At 64.9% G+C, this 17,113-nt stretch carries 16 protein-coding genes; 5 read left to right on the top strand and 11 right to left on the bottom strand.

The window, feature by feature from the left end:
* Nucleotides 1-34 precede the first annotated feature (34 nt).
* The 5 genes from MKK62_RS12070 to MKK62_RS12050 form a co-directional block, all read right to left on the bottom strand.
* Entirely contained in the window at nt 35-2,935 is a 2,901-nt protein-coding gene (locus tag MKK62_RS12070; RefSeq protein WP_240260859.1) for an MMPL/RND family transporter, read from the bottom strand.
* Entirely contained in the window at nt 2,932-3,366 is a 435-nt protein-coding gene (locus MKK62_RS12065) for an MmpS family transport accessory protein (RefSeq protein WP_286670898.1), read from the bottom strand. Before MKK62_RS12065 ends, MKK62_RS12070 begins: the two co-directional genes overlap by 4 nt.
* A gap of 172 nt (nt 3,367-3,538) precedes the next feature.
* Nucleotides 3,539-4,147, bottom strand: a complete 609-nt coding sequence (locus MKK62_RS12060; RefSeq protein ID WP_240260860.1) for a TetR family transcriptional regulator — start codon at nt 4,145-4,147, stop codon at nt 3,539-3,541.
* 72 nt (nt 4,148-4,219) lie between these two features.
* Nucleotides 4,220-5,431, bottom strand: coding sequence for a thiolase family protein (locus MKK62_RS12055; protein ID WP_240260861.1), 1,212 nt, complete (start codon nt 5,429-5,431; stop codon nt 4,220-4,222).
* 28 nt (nt 5,432-5,459) lie between these two features.
* The gene (locus MKK62_RS12050) at nt 5,460-5,858 is read right to left on the bottom strand and encodes a Zn-ribbon domain-containing OB-fold protein (protein WP_240260862.1); all 399 of its coding nucleotides are present in this window, start codon (nt 5,856-5,858) and stop codon (nt 5,460-5,462) included.
* A 171-nt stretch (nt 5,859-6,029) separates the two neighbouring features.
* Here MKK62_RS12050 and MKK62_RS12045 point away from each other — a divergent pair, with 171 nt between their 5' ends.
* The 4 genes from MKK62_RS12045 to MKK62_RS12030 all read left to right on the top strand — a co-directional run bounded on the left by MKK62_RS12045 (nt 6,030) and on the right by MKK62_RS12030 (nt 10,140).
* Nucleotides 6,030-7,691, top strand: coding sequence for a PP2C family protein-serine/threonine phosphatase (locus MKK62_RS12045; protein ID WP_240260863.1), 1,662 nt, complete (start codon nt 6,030-6,032; stop codon nt 7,689-7,691).
* A 35-nt stretch (nt 7,692-7,726) separates the two neighbouring features.
* Complete coding sequence (locus tag MKK62_RS12040; RefSeq protein ID WP_240264186.1) at nt 7,727-8,803, top strand: cobalamin B12-binding domain-containing protein; 1,077 nt, start codon at nt 7,727-7,729, stop codon at nt 8,801-8,803.
* Nucleotides 8,800-9,186: an STAS domain-containing protein gene (locus tag MKK62_RS12035; protein ID WP_240260864.1), complete on the top strand. Its 387-nt coding sequence runs from the start codon at nt 8,800-8,802 to the stop codon at nt 9,184-9,186. Before MKK62_RS12040 ends, MKK62_RS12035 begins: the two co-directional genes overlap by 4 nt.
* Nucleotides 9,187-9,333: 147 nt before the next feature.
* Nucleotides 9,334-10,140 carry a L,D-transpeptidase gene (locus MKK62_RS12030; protein WP_240260865.1) on the top strand — a complete coding sequence of 269 codons (807 nt, stop codon included), beginning with the start codon at nt 9,334-9,336 and terminating at the stop codon, nt 10,138-10,140.
* 69 nt (nt 10,141-10,209) lie between these two features.
* Here MKK62_RS12030 and MKK62_RS12025 read toward each other — a convergent pair whose 3' ends face one another.
* From MKK62_RS12025 to MKK62_RS12015, 3 genes are all read right to left on the bottom strand, one after another.
* Nucleotides 10,210-10,758 carry a hypothetical protein gene (locus MKK62_RS12025; protein WP_240260866.1) on the bottom strand — a complete coding sequence of 183 codons (549 nt, stop codon included), beginning with the start codon at nt 10,756-10,758 and terminating at the stop codon, nt 10,210-10,212.
* Nucleotides 10,759-11,044: 286 nt separating this feature from the next.
* Complete coding sequence (locus MKK62_RS12020; protein ID WP_240260867.1) at nt 11,045-11,716, bottom strand: VldE C-terminal domain-containing protein; 672 nt, start codon at nt 11,714-11,716, stop codon at nt 11,045-11,047.
* Between the two features lie 69 nt (nt 11,717-11,785).
* Nucleotides 11,786-12,415 (bottom strand): TetR/AcrR family transcriptional regulator, encoded by a 630-nt coding sequence (locus tag MKK62_RS12015; RefSeq protein WP_240260868.1) that lies wholly within the window; start codon nt 12,413-12,415, stop codon nt 11,786-11,788.
* Between the two features lie 126 nt (nt 12,416-12,541).
* Between MKK62_RS12015 and MKK62_RS12010 the strand changes: the two genes are divergently transcribed.
* Nucleotides 12,542-13,702: a cytochrome P450 gene (locus tag MKK62_RS12010; RefSeq protein WP_240264187.1), complete on the top strand. Its 1,161-nt coding sequence runs from the start codon at nt 12,542-12,544 to the stop codon at nt 13,700-13,702.
* A gap of 24 nt (nt 13,703-13,726) precedes the next feature.
* Here MKK62_RS12010 and MKK62_RS12005 read toward each other — a convergent pair whose 3' ends face one another.
* The 3 genes from MKK62_RS12005 to MKK62_RS11995 form a co-directional block, all read right to left on the bottom strand.
* Nucleotides 13,727-14,434 carry a cutinase family protein gene (locus tag MKK62_RS12005; protein ID WP_286670897.1) on the bottom strand — a complete coding sequence of 236 codons (708 nt, stop codon included), beginning with the start codon at nt 14,432-14,434 and terminating at the stop codon, nt 13,727-13,729.
* A 66-nt stretch (nt 14,435-14,500) separates the two neighbouring features.
* On the bottom strand, nt 14,501-14,884 hold the full coding sequence (locus MKK62_RS12000) for an Rv0313 family protein (protein ID WP_240260869.1): 384 nt from the start codon (nt 14,882-14,884) through the stop codon (nt 14,501-14,503).
* Nucleotides 14,885-14,952: 68 nt separating this feature from the next.
* A complete protein-coding gene (locus MKK62_RS11995) occupies nt 14,953-16,767 on the bottom strand; it encodes an Hsp70 family protein (RefSeq protein ID WP_240260871.1) in 1,815 nt (604 codons plus the stop codon).
* Nucleotides 16,768-17,113 lie beyond the last annotated feature (346 nt).

The following is a 17,113-nucleotide window of genomic DNA, read 5'->3' as shown; positions in this document are numbered from 1 at the left end:
AGCAGGCTCGGCTGAGAAGTGCTCAGCGGCTGGGTCAAGCGTTCACGGCGGTCCGGTCTTTCCTTTCCAGTGGCGCTGGCCACGGCGACGGCTTCGGCCGTTGCCGGACGACCTGCGGCCACCAGAACCACTTGCCCATCAGCGCGGCGATCGACGGCGTCATCAGCGACCGGACGATCAGCGTGTCGAACAGCAACCCGAGGCCGATCGTGGTGCCGACCTGTCCGATGACCGTCAACTGACTGACCGCCATCGTCATCATCGTGAACGCGAACACCAATCCGGCCGAGGTGACCACCGATCCGGTGCCGCCCATCGACCGGATGATTCCGGTGTTTAGGCCGGCGTGGATCTCCTCTTTGAACCGCGACACCAGCAACAGGTTGTAGTCGGCGCCCACCGCCAGCAGGATGATCACCGACATCGCGAGCACCATCCAGTGCAACTCGATCCCGATCAGGTGCTGCCAGATCAGAACTGACAATCCAAACGACGCACCGAGCGACAGCAACACCGTTCCGACGATCACCGCCGACGCCACCACACTTCGCGTGATGATCAGCATGATGATGAAAATCAGGCACAGCGAAGCGATTCCGGCGATCAGCAAGTCGTAGTTGCTGCCGTCGGCCATGTCCTTGAACGTGGCCGCGGTGCCGCCGAGGTAGATCGTCGCGCCCTCCAGCGGCGTGCCCTTGAGGGCCTCCTTGGTTGCGTTCTTGATCGCGTCGATGTGCGAGATGCCCTCTTCGGTCATCGGATCGCCGGCATGGCTGATGATGAACCGCACCGCGTGACCATCCGGTGAGATGAAGTTCTTCATGCCCCGTTTGAACTCGGCGTTGTTGAACGTCTCCGGGGGCAGGTAGAACGACTCGTCATTCTTGGCTTGATCGAAGGCCTTACCCATGGCCGTCGAGTTCTTCTGCGACTCAACTTGCTGATCCAGCAAGCCTTTTTGGCTCTGGTACATGGTCAGCATCGTCTTCTTCATATCCTTCATGTTCGCGATCATTTCGGGCATCATCGCGGACAACTGAGGCATGAGGGTGTCGAGGTGATCCATCACCGGCAGCAGGCTCTCGATGTCGTCGGTCATCGTGTCGATGCCGTCCAGGCCATCGAAGACCGACCGTAAAGACCAGCACACCGGGATGTCGAAACAGTGCTTCTCCCAATAGAAGTAGCTGCGGATGGGTCGGAAGAAGTCCTCGAAATCTGCCATGTGGTCCCGCAATTCGGCGACGTCGATGGTCATCGAATGCATCTTCTGGACCATGACGTGCATGTCGTCGGACATCTGCTTGGTCAGCCGCGACATCTTCTCCATGCTGTTGATCGTGGTCTGCATCTCGTCGGACTGCTTGAGCATGTCGGCCATCTGATCCATTTGATACTTCTGGTTCAGCTGCTGGGTGACGCCTTGCATGCTGATCTGGAACGGGATCGACGTGTGCTCGATCGGCGTGCCTTCCGGTCGCGTAATCGCCTGCACGCGACCAATTCCGGGCACCCGGAAGATCGCCTTAGCGATCTTGTCGATCACCAGGAAGTCCGCCGAGTTGCGCAGATCGTGGTCCGTTTCGATCATCAGCAGCTCGGGATTCATCCGCGCCTGGGAGAAGTGCCGATCGGCGGCGGCATAACCGGAGTTGGCCGGAAGATCGGCTGGCAGGTAGTTGCGGTCGTTGTAGTTGGTGCGGTAGCCGGGCAGCGTCAGCAGCCCGACGAGGGCCACCGCGATCGTCGCGACCAGGATAGGTCCGGGCCAGCGGACCACGACGGCGCCGATCTTGCGCCAGCCGCGGATCCGGGTGTTCCGGCGTGGCTCGAGCGTCTGCCGGAACCGCGAGGCCACCGAAACCACAGCCGGGCCAAGGGTTAACGCCGCGGCCACCACGACCACCATGCCGATGGCGAGCGGAATGCCCAGCGTCTGGAAATACGGCAGGTTGGTGAAGTGCAGGCAGAACGTCGCACCGGCGATGGTCAGCCCGGACCCGAGCACGACGTGGGCCGTGCCGGAGAACATCTCGTAGTACGCGTCCTCACGGGACGCGCCCTTACCTCGCGCCTCCTGGTAGCGACCGATCAGAAAGATGGCGTAGTCGGTGGCGGCAGCGATGGCCAGCGTCACCAATAGGTTGGTCGCGAACGTCGAGAGCAGGATCACCTTGTGGTAGCCCAAAAATGCCACCAATCCGCGAGCGGCGGCGAGTTCGAACACGACCATCGCCAAGGTCAGCAGCACGGTGACGACCGACCGGTACACCATCAACAGCATCCCGATGATCACCGCGAACGTGACGGCTTCGATCACCTGCAGGCTGCGGTCTCCGGCGATGTTCTGGTCGGCCGACATGGCCGCCGAGCCGGTGACGTAGATCTTGACACCGTTAGGCGGCGCAACACTTTTGACGATCTGCTGAACTGCCTCGACCGACTCGTTGGCCAGTGCCTCACCCTGGTTACCGGCGAGGTACACCTGAACGTAGGCGGCCTTGCCGTCGTTGCTCTGCGCGCCCGCTCCGGTCAGCGGATCACTCCACATATCCTGAACGTGCTCAACGTGTTTGCTGTCCGCGTCGAGCTTCTTGACGACTTGGTCGTAGTACGTGTGCGCATCGGCGCCGAGTGGCTTTTGGCCCTCCAGGACGATCATCACTGCGCTGTTCGACTTGTATTCTTTGAACACCTCGCCGACGCGCTTGGTGGCGATCACCGAGGACGCGTCTTCGGGACTCATCGACACCGACCGCATCTTCCCGACTTCTTCGAGCTGCGGGACGATGACGTTGAGCAGCGCGATCAGCGCGATCCAGCCGATGATGATCGGCACCGCGAAGGTCCGAATGAAGTGCGGTATCCGGTCGCGCGCAGCATGTTTGGCGATTGGGATCTGATCGGTGTGCGCCTCCGAGAATGTTGTACTCATACCGATTTCACCATGCAGAAGGTCAGCGCATGCACACCGGTATTGGACTTCTCGTCTTTTACTTCGTCGTCGACGGTGATGCGACAACCGATGAAGTCACCGTCACTTTGCGCCACGATGTTCGGAAATACCGATGGCGCAGTGGTTTTGAGCACCAGCGTCCAGGGCAGCGGCGCATTGTCGACCCGCTGCGGATCGGCACTGAGATCCAGATAATTCACGTTGGCATGGCCGGCCGGACCGAAGATCTCGTATTTCACGACCTTCGGCTTGAACGGCTTGGAGTCGTCGAGTTTGGTCGTGGTGATAGCGCCGGTGTCGTGGGCGCCGAAGAACGACTTCACCCGTGTCACGGCGAAGCCGCCCACCACCACCACGGCGACGATCAGCAGCGGCAACCACGCGTTGCGGATCAGCTTGGAAATCTGCACCCGATGGTTCCTTCCCGGTCAGATGGCGGGCAGCACGAATAAGCCTGCATCGCAGGCAGATTCATCACACCGGCACACCGGGTGCGGCTTCGCCCCAGTGCACCCGCACGAGCATTGCTACATCATGTGCATATTTTGCAGAATGTGCAAGTTTTTCGCTTAGTGCGTCAAATCACTTTGTGAAAATGCTGTTGACCAGCGCCGCGGCACGCTCGACGTACGGCAAGGGCGTGTCGTCGATGTCCTCCGGCTTGCCCTGCGTCCAGCGTTCGATGCCCGATCGGATAGCCGTCAGCGCCAGGGCCGAGATCACCGCCGGAATCTCCTCGTCCGGCTTCATGCCCTGGCGACGGGCGACAATGTCGATCAGGTGATTCTGAAAACGCTCCAGATCGGCGAGGAATGCCGACAGCATGGCGGGCGTCGTCTTGGCGAGTTCCAGGCAGGTTTCGGCCTGCTCGCGGTCCGGCGGCATGTCGCGGAGGTGGTGGGCGGCCAGCATGATCAGCTCGTCCAGCACTACCGAATACGCGGCCGGGCCTGCCGCGACGAACTCCTCGACCAGTTCATCCGGTATGTCCGAAGGGCCGTAGGCGATGGCGGATTCCTTGTTCGGGAAATAGTTGAAAAATGTGCGCACCGAGACTCCGGCCGCGGCGCAGATCTCGTCGACGGTCACCTTGTCGAAGCCGCGTTCACGGGCCAGCCGCACGGCGGCGTCACGGATGTCCGCGCTGGTCTGCCGGCGACGGCGTTCGCGCAGACCTAACTCAGTCGCCATACCTCATGGTGACACGACTAGGTGTGATGGCGTCGACCCGCTTCGCACGGCTCGCCGCGCTCGCAATCGCAGCTAGGCGGCCGACTTTTCCAGGATGTGCACGCCGCAAGCCGAGCCGAGGCCGATCACGTGAGCCAATCCGACCTTTGCGTTCTCGATCTGCCGATCGCCCGCTTCGCCGCGCAGGTGATGGCAGATCTCCCAGATGTTCGCGATTCCGGTGGCGGCAATCGGGTGACCCTTGGACTGCAAACCGCCCGAGACGTTGACCGGTGTAGCGCCGTCTCGCCATGTGGCGCCGGTGTTGAAAAAGTCTGCGGCGCCGCCCTTTTCACACAGCATCAAATTGTCGTGGTGCACCAGCTCGGCGGTGGCGAAACAGTCGTGCAACTCCACCAGGTCGAGATCGCCGGGTCCGACGCCGGCCTGCTCGTAGGCCGTCGCGGCGGCGTTGCGGGTCAAGGTGTTGACGTTCGGCAATACCTGACAACCGTCCTCGAAGGGGTCGGTGGTCAGGACCGATGCCGCCACCTTCACCGCCCGCTTACGCTGCTGTAGCGACAGCGACTTCAGCGTCTCCCCGTTGCATACCACCGCGGCCGCGGCACCGTCGCAGTTGGCCGAACACATCGGTCGGGTGTTCGGGTACGCGATCATCACGTCGTTCATGATCTGTTCGAGGGTGAACTTCTTCTGGTAAGCAGCAAGCGGATTCAACGTCGAGTGAGCGTGGTTTTTCTCGCTGATCCTGGCAAACAGCTCGAAGCTGGTGCCGCCGTAGTTGTGGCCGTACTCGGTGCCGATCTGGGCAAACACGCCGGGCATCGACTCGGTGCCGATCCGCCCGTCGATCGGGGCCACCGCCCCGTAGCGGCCTCTGGGTTCCCAAACGTCGGCATCGGCCTTCTTGGTACCGGCGCCGCCGAGTAACCCGGCGCCGGAGAGCTTCTCCACCCCGACCGCCAGGCCGTAGTCCACCTCGCCGGCCTTGACGGCCATGATCGCGGTGCGCAGCGCGGTGGCACCGGTGGCGCAGGCGTTGGCGACGTTGTACACCGGGATACCGGTCTGGCCGATCTGCTTTTGCAACTGCTGGCCGATGCCGGCATTTGCCGCCATCAGGTTCCCGGCGGCGATCACGCCGATATCGGCCATCGTCACCCCCGCGTCGGCGAGAGCGCCCGTCGCCGCCTCGGCGGCGAGGTCGACGGTGTCTTTGTCGGCATGCTTGCCGAACTTGGTCATTCGGATACCCAGGATCCAAATGTCGTCGCTGGCGCTCATGGTGCTGCTCCTCGAAGTGGGACGGTCATCAGGTCGCGGGCTCGAAGCCGAAGCCGACCGCCTCGGTTCCAGCCGAGTCGGTGCCGATCGGGAATGTCGCCAGCCGCACCTTCATGCCGTCGTGGACGTGCTCGGGATCGGGCTCGACGTTGACCAAATTCGTCCGCACCTGGGTTCCGTCGCAATCGACGACGGCGGCGACGAATGGGGTGGGAATGCCTGGTGCGGCAAAAGTGACGATCGTGAATGCCCGCACCGTGCCGTCGGTCGGTACCGCAACCGTCTTGAATTCCGACGCGAAGCAACTGGCACAGGCGTTGCGCCGATCGAAAAATCGGGCCGCGCAGTTTGTGCATTCCTGTGCGACGAGGTGTGGGTCGCCGTCGTCGAGCACCAGATAGTCGACTAGCGGAATTTGACCCGTCATAACACCTCCGATGTCTGTAGTGTCGACGGTATCCACTTCGGTTCAGTCAAAGATGCCGATTTTCAAGATCAGATCTAGCAAAACCGAGACTTCCCCCACGGCAAGCGATGTGCGTAAGCTCCTCGCTAAAGTTCGTTAAGAAGTTACGACAATTTTTAGGTCGATTTGCTTATGCTCGATCCCGCTCCGGCAACGGCTGACACCGGCCACGAGTCTCTGTGGACCTACGTCGCCTGCCCGACCCTCGTCGTCGACCAGACCGGGGCCATCCGCGCATTGAGCGCCTCTGCGCAGGAATTACTGCCGTCGGCCGCCCTCGGCAGCCAGCTAGAAGCCACCGTCGACTGGCTTTCGCCGGTACACATGCGACTCGTCGCGCCCTCGTCGGTGCCGACCAGCCGGGAATCGTTCAACGCCGGTGGCCCGGTCGGCGGACGCAAATTCGAAGCCCACCACGCAACACTGCCCAGTGGAGAGGTGGCCTGGTCGCTCGTCGAGGACACCGGCCACGTGCTGCGAGAGGCCCAGTACGCGCTGACCCGCGAGCACGAGCGCGCGGCATTCCTGCTCGAAGCGTCGTCGGTGTTGATGGCGTCGCTGAACATCGACCGCTGCCGGGAAGCCACCGTGTTGCTGGCGGCCCGTGACCTCGCGGACGCCGCCGTCGTCGTGGCGCCCGCCGGCCGCGGCCGGCGGATGCCGATCTTCTACTGCGACCACAACGGCACCGTCGAGCAGCGCAGCGTCGACGCGGATCCGGCGTCGGTAACCGGGCTGAGTGAGGCGCTGCGGGGCTTCCCGCCGGTGCCTTCGCGCTGGATCGACGCGGCGACGCTGCCGGACTGGCTGATCCCAACCGGCTTCCCGGCGCCGGTGCGGTCTGTGATGATCACCCCGTTGCCCGGCCACGGCGTCTCGGCCGGTGCTCTGGTGCTGCTGCGGCATGCCGAAGAAGGCGAATTCAGCGAAGGCGAAGAGGTGCTGGCGCGGTTGTTCGCGGCCCGCGCCGGCGCGGCGTTGTCGGCCGCGCGGCTCTACGCCGAACAAGCCGCGATCACCCGGACGTTGATGCGCGACCTGCTGCCGCCGGACTTGCATCCCGTGCACGGCATCGAGTTCGCCGGCGCCTACCGGGCCTCGGAGGACTACGAAGTGGTCGGCGGCGACTTCTATGACGTGCATCCCGCCCCGACCCCCGATGGCGAGACGTTGGTAGTGCTAGGCGACGTCTGCGGCAAGGGCCTCGAGGCCGCCATGCTCACCGGCAAGATCCGCAACACCCTGCAGGCGTTGACGCCGTTGGCCGCCGATCACCACGCCGTGCTCGAACTGCTCAACGGCGCGATGCTGTCCACCGAGCACGCCCGCTTCACCACGTTGGTGCTGGCCTCGGTGGCCAACCGGGACGGCTCGGTGGTGGTCCGGTTGACCAGTGCCGGTCACCTGCCGCCGCTGATCATTCGCGAAGGCGGGCGGGTCGAGCAGGCCGACACCTTTGGCACGCTGATCGGCGCCCTCCCCGAGATCCATGCGCAGTCGTTCGAGACGACACTGGCCCCGGGCGAGACCTGCGTGCTCTACACCGACGGCGTCACCGAAGCCCGCGGTGGCCCTCTCGGTGACTACATGTTCGGCGAGGAACGCCTGGCGGCCGCGCTGGCCGAGTGCGGCGGAATGCCCGCGACGGCGGTGGTCGAACGGGTCATGATGCTGGCCACCCAGTGGGTAGGCCAGCAGGTTCACGACGACATCGCCGTCGTGGCCATCACCGCCCCGCGCCGCACCCATTTGAGCGCCGTCGACGGCCACACCCGGGGAAGGTTCACGGCTTGAGCGCTCCGGACGTCGGTACCGCCGAGGATTCGGCGATTGACGACGCAGACCAGGTGCTGGTACGGGAACAGCTTTGGGGTGCCGTCGCCGACTGCGACGAGTACGCGGCCGTGACCACGATCTTCGCCGCGGTCGAGGCTGGCATGCCGCCAGAGGACATTCTGCTCGACGTGATCGCCCGGGTGCAGCACCGGATCGGCACCGAGTGGGCGGCCAACCGCATCACCGTCGCCCAGGAACACGCCGCCACGGCGATCAACGACAGGGTGATCGCTGCGCTGGCACAGCACCCCGCCAGCCGCTCGACCGTCAAGGCCGGCCGGGTGACCGTCGCGTGCGTCGACGGCGAGTGGCACGCCCTACCGGCCCGGCTGCTCGCCGAGACACTGCGTTTGCGCGGCTGGCAGGTGGATTTCCTGGGCGCGCAGGTGCCCACCCCGCACCTGATCGCGCACCTGCACCAGAGCGGGCCGGACGCGGTGGCGCTCTCCTGCTCGATTCCCACCGGCTTGCCGACCGCGCACGCCGCGATCACCGCGTGCCAGGCCGCCGGGGTTGCTGTGCTGGTCGGGGGTGCGGCGTTCGGAGTCGACGGCCGTTACGCCCGTCAGCTCGGTGCCGACGCCTGGGCACCGAACGCCCGAGCCGCAGCCGAGCTGCTGGGCGAAGGATTTCTCTGCACGCATCTCGCGACCAACCGGCAGCCCGTCGACGACCTGCCGCACCTGATGGACCAGGAATACACCACGGTCAGTCAGACCTCGACGCAACTGGTAAAAGAGACATTCAGCACACTCGAGGACCGCATTCCCGCGATGCGCACCTACACCGAAGCGCAGCGACAGCGAACCGCCGAGGATATTGCCCATGTGGTCGACTTCCTGGTGGCCGGCCTCTACATCGACGACGACGAGTTGTTCAGTGGCTTCATCACGTGGACCGCAGATATCCTCAACGCCCGGGGTGTCCCGCCGGCGACGTTGTTTCCGACCCTCGAGCTTTTGGGTAAACAGCTTCATGAGTTTCCCCGCAGCCAACGCCTGTTGAGCGCTGCACTCACCGCCCTCGCCGACAAGAAGGGTTCGGCGACCGACCCCCAACGACATACATGACCTATCACCTGACGATCACCACGGCGCCACGGATGGCCACTGTAGGAATCACCGGCGATCTCGACTACGAGACCGCCGATGACCTTGTCGACGTCGCCTCGAAACTGATCACCAGCCAGAACGGCGTGCGCGACCTGCACCTCGATTTCAGCAAGACGGCGTTCCTGGATTCCGCTGCGCTGTCCGCCTTGCTGCTGCTGCACCGCCGCACGTCGCAGGCAGGCATTGTTCTTCACCTCGACAATCGCCCGGCATTCCTGGACAGAGTTCTTCAGGTCACCGGATTGTTCGATCACTTCATACCGGAAGCTGAAGCCGCCGCCACCGCAGGCGACCCGAACCTGGTGAGCCAAGCGAGTTCCGGCGACACCGGGGCTCGCTGAGTTCGTTTTTCCTTCACTCGCTTTCCGCGGGCCGTGGCCCAAACGTGACCGATGCTTTACCGAATTGCTAACGCGCCCTTGCCGGTCCAAGATTCCGGACATGCCTAGGATCGCTATTGCAAGGTCGTCTACTAAAGGAACTGGTGGATGCGCACGGTCTTTCGGTCTGTTCTGGTGGCGGCTGGTACCGCCGCATCGGTGGTAGCCGGCCCCTCAGGTGTCAGCCTCGCCGCATCCGACCAGTCGTTTCGGTTCCCCATTGCGTCGATCGGACCGAACGCCGGTGAGGTGGTGGGCGTGGCGCACCCTGTCGTCGTCACGTTCCGCTCACCGGTGAGCGACCGCAATGCCGCAGAACGCGCCGTGCACGTGAACTCGTCGCCTCCGATGACCGGTAAATACGAGTGGCTCAACAACCAAGTCGCACAATGGATCCCGGACCGGTTCTGGCCGGCCCACAGCACGATTGCGCTGTCGGTCGGTGGCGCGTCGGCAGAGATCAAGACCGGCCCCGCCGTACTCGGTGTCGCGGACATTTCCGACCACACGTTCACTGTCAGTGTCGACGGCGTTCCGAGTGGACCCTCCGACCAACTGCCAACACCGCACCATCAACCACACTTCGGCGAGCCAGGCGTGATGCCGGCCTCGATGGGCCGACCACACTTTCCGACACCGGCCGGCGTATACACCGTGCTGTCGAAAGAGCGCACGGTGATTATGGATTCGAGTAGTGTCGGCGTCCCGATCACCGACCCCGAGGGCTACAAGACTCCGGTGGAATATGCCACCCGATTCACCAACCGAGGACTGTTCGTGCATTCGGCACCGTGGGCCGTCAACGCGCTGGGTCGCGAAAATGTCAGCCACGGCTGCATCAGCCTGAGCCCCGCCGACGCCGAGTGGTACTTCAACCACGCCAACATCGGTGATCCGATAGTGGTCAAGGAGTAAGTCGCACAGGGCTTTTCGCGACTATCAAAAATGCCCCCCGGCGTGAACCGGGGGGCATTCCTGTCACGCTCAGGAAGCGGGGCCAGCGGGCAGCGGATCACCGGGCAGCGGACCGCTCGTCGGCGCCGAACCGGCTGGCGCACCCTTACCACCGGCCACGCCGGCCATGTCGGCGATCGGTGCACCGGGCACGCCGCCCAGCGCGATCAACGGAGCGCCGGCCGGAACAGCAACGGGCAGTGGGGCTCCCGCCGGGATCGGCGCACCAGCAGGTACCGGCGCTCCGGCGGGGAAAGGAAGTCCGGCCGGAATCGGTGCCCCACCCAAAACCGGCGCGCCGACGGGTAGTGGGGCGCCGGCCATGTCGGCGATCGGTGCACCGGGCACGCACCCGGCTCCGGCCCCACCAGCTCCCGCTCCGGCTCCGGCAAGCCCCGCGCCGGCCCCGGCGGCTCCGGCTCCAGCGGCGGCAGGTGCGCCAACCTCGCCGGCCGTGCCGTACATGCACGCTGCACCGCCAGTCTTCATGGGCACAGCCTCGGCGTGCGGGCTCAGCGCTATGGCAGCACCGAACAACCCAACGCCAGCAACAGCTTTGATGCTGAATCGGTCAGTCATCGACGTCAACTCTTTCTTCCACGCCGGGCGTCGCCCGCACATCAACACGGTGCTGTCGCACCGTAGCCACGCTTCTTGCGGCCATCTCAGATTTAGTAGACCTATGTTCAACACGCACCACGCCGCACCGCACCGTTTTCAAATAGAGACGTTTCATCCGGTTTATCGGACGACGGACGTGGAAACGTTCACTGATTGTAATAGAGGGCGAATCCCGTAGTGGGACTTCGTGTTTGACCTGTTACATCACGAAACGATCTCAAACGTGTTGCAAGCCAACACTTTTTCAGCGGATATAGACTTCGCCGCCGGTCGGATATCCCCCGCCGTGGGTGGTGATGTGCACGTGGTCGTAGTGACCGTAACCCGATCCGGACGGGCCCTTGGGGGTGTAGTACGTGCCGCGCCAGATGCAGTCCTGCAGCGCGAACTTGTCGGCGTTCTTGAGCGCGAACGACACGATCTGGTTGCCGAGTGCGATCCCGGCCGCACTGGACGGGTTCGGGATCATCACGTCGATTGCCAGGCCCCGCGGGTGCCAGGGCAGCGGGTCCGGGCGGACGCCGCCGATGCTCTTGATCTCCGGGAAGATGGCGCTGATGGTGCGGGCCACCAGGATGGTCTTCACCTGCAGGCCACGCTCGGACGCCACATCCGCGGTCAACACCTGCGGCGCGTTCATCGAGGCGACGTGCCAGCGCGACGCGCGCGACGCCGAGGCCGGCTCCGCGGCGGCGGCGTCGAGCTGCACACTCGACGCCGACCACGACGATGCCATGGGCACTCCGGGCGTCAACTGCAGCTCGCAACACGGGGCGGCGTTGTCGGCGACCTGGTCGTGGTGGCGCTCGGCATGGGCGCTGCCACCGAGGGCAAAGAGGGCGGCAACCGGCGCCGCAACCGCAGCCATCAGTACCGACGGTTTGCGCCTGGTGCTGGCTAACTGATGACGAGGCACGGCAGCAGCTTACGAGGAAATCGCGAAATAGTCACGATCAGGTAACGACGGCGAGGTAATGCGGGTACGTCAGATCGGCCAGCTGTCGGATTCCGGACCGAAGCGAAGAGCCGCCACCGGAGGCAATGGACGCCGTTCACCTGCGGAAATGGCGTCCAGCATCAACGCGACGTAGCGACGCCATCCGTCGCTACCGGGGTCCATCGTCTGCAGCACGCTGTAGAGCATCGTGATCATTCGGGGTAAGTCGGCGGCGGCGAGATCGGAGCGGATGACCCCAGCGTGTCTGCCCCGCTCGGCCAGCTCGGTGAGCACCTCGACAAGCGCAGTCGAGACGTCGGAGGTCAGCGACCCGGCCTTGTGTGCGGCGATCAACAGGTTGCGCTCACGCGCCCCCAGCGAGATCGCCGCGTCGATGAGCCGCGCGAGCCCGTCCAACGGATCAGCAGTGTCGCGGACCTCGTCGATCGTGGGCGTCAGGTCGCGGGCGACGCACTGGTCCAGCGCGGCCCGCACCAGCTCAGCTTTGGTCGGGAATCTGCGGTAGATCGTGCGCTCACCGACGCCGGCTCGACGTGCGATCGCCTCGATGGGCGCCTCCGGCCCGAGTTCGTCGTAGACGTCCCGGGTGGCCCGCAGGATGCGCTCGGCGTTGCGCGCGGCATCCGCGCGTAACGGCCGATCGCTCACCGCGGTCATCGCCCCAGAGTACTGACTGTTGACTGCCACTTAGCCACGTCTTACGCTTCGGTTAACTGACAGCCTGCTGACACTTAGTGAGAACCGCCAGTGACCGCAACAGCGTCCGATTTACCCGTGATCCCGATGCGACGCGCCGCGGAATGTCCGCTGGCACCGCCGCCCGAGTTCGAGAGTTGGCGAGACGAGCCGGGCCTGCGCAGGGCGGTATGGAACGGCGAGTCGGTCTGGATCGTCAGCCGCTACCACGACATCCGTGCCGCGCTGGTCGATCCACGGCTGTCTGCGGAAACGCTTCCGCAATTGAACACGCCGTCAGAGGACGACAGCGCACCAAAGGTGTTCGCGCGCATCGACGATCCGGAGCATCACCGGCTGCGGCGAATGATGACCAGCCAGTTCACGTTTCGCCGTTGCGAAGCGATGCGACCGCAGATTCAACGACTCGTCGATCACTACCTGGACGCGATGATCGCCGCCGGTCCACCCGCAGACATCGTGCGCGACTTCGCATTGCCGGTGCCGTCGCTGGTGATTGCGCTGCTGCTCGGCGTCCCGCCCGGAGACCTCGAACTCTTCCAGCACAACACCAGCGCCGGACTGGACGTCAACTCCACCGAAGAGCAACGTATCCAGGCTTTCGGCGAGATGTACGCCTACCTCCAGCAGCTGGTGACGCGCAAGGAAAACGAGCCCGGCGACGATCTCATCAGCCGCCTGCTCACCGACTACGTCGCAACCGGTCAACTCACCCGTGACACCGTTGCGGTCAACGCGGTGATCATGATGCAGGCCGGCCACGAGACCACCGCCAACATGATCGCCCTGGGAACCGTTGCGCTGCTGAGAAACCCGGACCTTTACCAGCTAATCGGCCAGACCGACGACGCCACCGTCATCGCGCACGCCGTCGAGGAGCTGATGCGCTATCTCAGTATCGTGCATGCCCAAGTCGACCGGATCGCGCTCGAAGACCTGACCATTGGCGGCCAGTTGATCCGGACCGGTGAACGGGTGTTGATGAACCTGCCCGCCGGCAACTGGGACATCGGGTTCACCACCGAACCCGCCAAACTCGATATACAGCGAAACGTCCGCGGGCACTTGGGCTTTGGCTACGGCGCCCACCAGTGCCTCGGAGCCAACCTCGCTAGAGTCGAAATGCAGGTGGCGTTCTCCACGTTGGCGCGCCGGCTGCCGGGGCTGCGACTGGCCGTGCCAGCCGAAGAACTGCGGTTCAAGGATGCCGACATCTACGGCATGAAAGAGCTGCCGGTCACCTGGTGAGGGACGAGACAGCCGGGCTGATCGCTACAGGTGGCTGGCGGCGTAATCCGCGCCCTGCTGAGTCATTCCATTTGCCGGGTACGACGCGTGCGCGAAACTCGGCAGCCCACCGGGGTCACCATTGCAGATGGTGTCGCCGTCGGCGCACAACTCGTCGGTCTTGGGTGCGTACAGCGGCCCGATGGTGACCACCGGCGCGCCGTAGTTCTGCAGCCATTGCGCCGACGGCTTGCCGAACAGGACGACCGCCGCCACGTGATTGGCGACCTCGGGCGGCATCGGCTTGGGCAGGAACGAGACATACTCGGCGGGAATGCCCGCAGGCACCGATGCCGAGGTGGTGAACCCGGCCACGACCGCACCCTGGGAGTAGCCGCCCAGCACGATGCGGGTCTTCGGACAGTTAGCCGCCGTCGCCTCGATGTGGTTGCTGGCGTCGGTGATGCCGTCGACGACGCTGCGCGCGAACTCGATGCGGTCGTTGAAGTTACTACTGGCCTCGTAGTTGACCGGATAGACGTCGAGCGACTTGGGACCGACCGCGGTCCGCAGCTCGTCCACGAACGGTTGCCCGATGCCGCCGACACCGGCCGGCTCACCCGTTCCGCGGGCGAACACTGCCTCCACGTCCGGGCATGGCTGCGCGGCGGCGATCGGAATCGGAGCACTCACGAATGCGCCGAGGGTTACCAGTGCTGCGACGAAGACACGACCGATCAGGCTCAGGGACATGGCCCCCATTGTTGCGTAAAGAACGCGCGCGTGCCGGAAGCCGCTGGTCGAAGACGGCTTAGGCGGCTACGACGCCTCACCGGGATCGTCGAGGACACTCACCGCGATGCCGTATGGCAGGAAGCGAACCCTGCGGGTGGTGTCGGTGTTGTTCTGGTTGGCGCGCAGGGCATCGAGCTCGGTGGCGTACACCTCCTCGACCCGGGCACCGCCGTCGGAGCTCACCGAGTAGATCACCCACACCCCATCACCGGCTTCGCCGGTCGTTTCCGGCCTGGTGCGGGTGCGCCGTGCCAGATCCTCGAACACCGACGACCAGCCGGCCCGGTCGCTGGGCATTGTGAAGAACCTGCCGACACCCTCGAACGCTTCACGGAGACCCTCGGTCGCGTCGCGAAGGATGTGTTCGAAATCTTCCGGCTCGAATCCGAACCGACCGTTGTCATCCATTGCGGCCTCCTGGCTGCCTACATCCGAATACACCCAGTGTGCGCATTTCGGCCGCCTCGCGCCATGCCTCAGTAGCCGTAACCGGGCCCGGCGTAGGGATTCTGCGGCATGTACGGACTCTGCTGGTACGGATTCTGCTGGTAGGGGCTCTGCTGATACGGGTTCTGGTACGGGTTCTGCGGCTGTTGCTGACTCGGGCCGCCCTGCCCTTCGGGCACCTGGACGGGAATCGGCACCGGCACGAACGGCAGGTTCAAATAGGTCGTGGTCATCGCCGGGGCTGTCGAGGTGCTCGGTGGCGGCGGAGGCGGCGGCGTCGTGCTCGGCGTGGTGCTGGTCGCCTGCGGGATGGTGGTCGTCGGTTGCGGGACGGTGGTAGTGGCCTGGGCCGTCGTGCGCGGCGGTGGCGGGGGCTCGTAAGTCTGCACGGGCGCCGTAGCCGACGGGGGCGGGGGCGCTTCCTGGGTGGGCGGTGGCGGCGGGGGCGCCTCACTGCTGGGCAGCGGAGGCGGCGGGACGGGGCTCGAGGCCGGCAGCTGAGAACTCAGCGGCGGCGGTGGCGCCGGGGTGCTGCTGCTGGGCAGCGTCGGTGCGCGGTTGCTACTGGTCAACGTGAAGGCAACGCCGCCGATCGCGACCATCGACACCAGTGCGGCCAACCCGAGGAACACCTGGGGCAGCCGCGCTCCGCGCGGCCGATAGGGGTCGACCGGATCGGCCCTCGGCAGCTGCATCAGCTGTGACGGCGTCGCCCGGTCGTCGATGTCGTAGGGCTCACCGGTGTAGGCGACCGGCTCGTCGTCGAAGTCGTCGGCCTGCGACCAGGCCAGCTCGGTCAGGCGTTCCGACGGGTCATCGAAAAGCGCCCCCGCGGTCGGGATATCGAACGTGCCTGTCGACGCCGCGAACGCGCCGGTGGAGGTGCCCAACGCGTCGGTGGGCGCACTGAACCGCCCAGTGGTCGGTAGGGCACCGGTGGTGACTGCGAGACCGCCGGTGGAGGCACCCACCAGAGCCGACATCGTCGTCTCTTCACGTTCCGCGTCCGCCTGCGCGACGGGCTGGCGGGCCGACAGCTTGACGGCCCCGACCGCGGTCGCGAGAGCCGGCTGGGTGGCGGTGATCACCGCCGTCTTGGTGTGCTCCGAAAGACGCTGCGCAACAACGGGAATCTTGGCCGTCCCGCCGGCCATGGCCACGGCGACCAGGTCTTTGCTGCGAATCCTGTTGCGGCGCAGCATGTCGTCGAATGCGGCGAACAGGTCGTCGAGCCGACCCTCGATCAGGCCGTCGAGCTCGGCTCGGCTGACCTCCAGTCGGGTGCGCAGACCCGGCAGCTCGAGCGCCAGCTCGGTCGTCTTTTCGGTGGAAAGCCGCTCCTTGGCTCGCTGGCATTCGTGCCGCAGACCGGCGAATTGCCCGACGACTGCGGTGTTGGCGGGGTCGACGGCGATCTCGCGGCCGGCATTGTCCAGCGCGTGCACCATCAGCGCCTGGTCGACCAGGTCACCGGAGAAGTCCTCGTATCGCAGCGTGTCGGCGATCGGGGTGAAGTCCGATGCGGCGTCCGCCAGGGTGATGCTGGTGCCGCTGCCGCCGAAATCAAGCAGCGCGACAACGCCCTTCGCGGGCAGACGCGAATCGGAGTTCAGCGCGGTCAGCGCCGCCACCGAGTCGGGCACCAGTCGCGGCGAGATACCACCGTGGACGAAGTCGGCATGGGTATTCAGCGCCTCCTGCATACCCCGCAGCGCCTCAGCACCCCAGTGCGCCGGAACCGCCATCGTGATGTTCGAGGTCGCGGCTTCCCCACCGGCCTCGTTGATCAGCGCGTCCAGCGCCTCCACCAGCAACAGCGACGGGTCGTGACTCGAACCGTCCACTGATTTCAGGGTTTTCGACTGGCCAACCCGCTCGACGAATCCAGTAACGAGCGTGCCGGTCTCATCAGCATCCGGATTGCTCTCCGGCACACCTAGTTTCGGCGCACGGTCGGGAAACAGAGTAAGCGCCGCGCGGCGTGATACGGGCGGATTACCGTTGCGAACCGCGACTAAGTTTGTGGTCCCGATCGATAACCCCAACGGGTCATACATAACTCAAATACTTTCGTCGACAGCGTTCGGTGGCCAGCGTCAACGATAACGGCGGACCGGGCTATGCCGATCGGCCACAAGATCATCGGTATCCGGTCGATGCGGTTGCGTCACCGAAGTGATACAGCCCCCG

Source organism: Mycobacterium paraterrae (genome assembly GCF_022430545.2).
Classification (GTDB): domain Bacteria; phylum Actinomycetota; class Actinomycetes; order Mycobacteriales; family Mycobacteriaceae; genus Mycobacterium; species Mycobacterium paraterrae.
The sequence above is the reverse complement of the archived record's forward strand: the minus strand, read 5'-3'. Positions and strand labels throughout refer to the sequence as shown.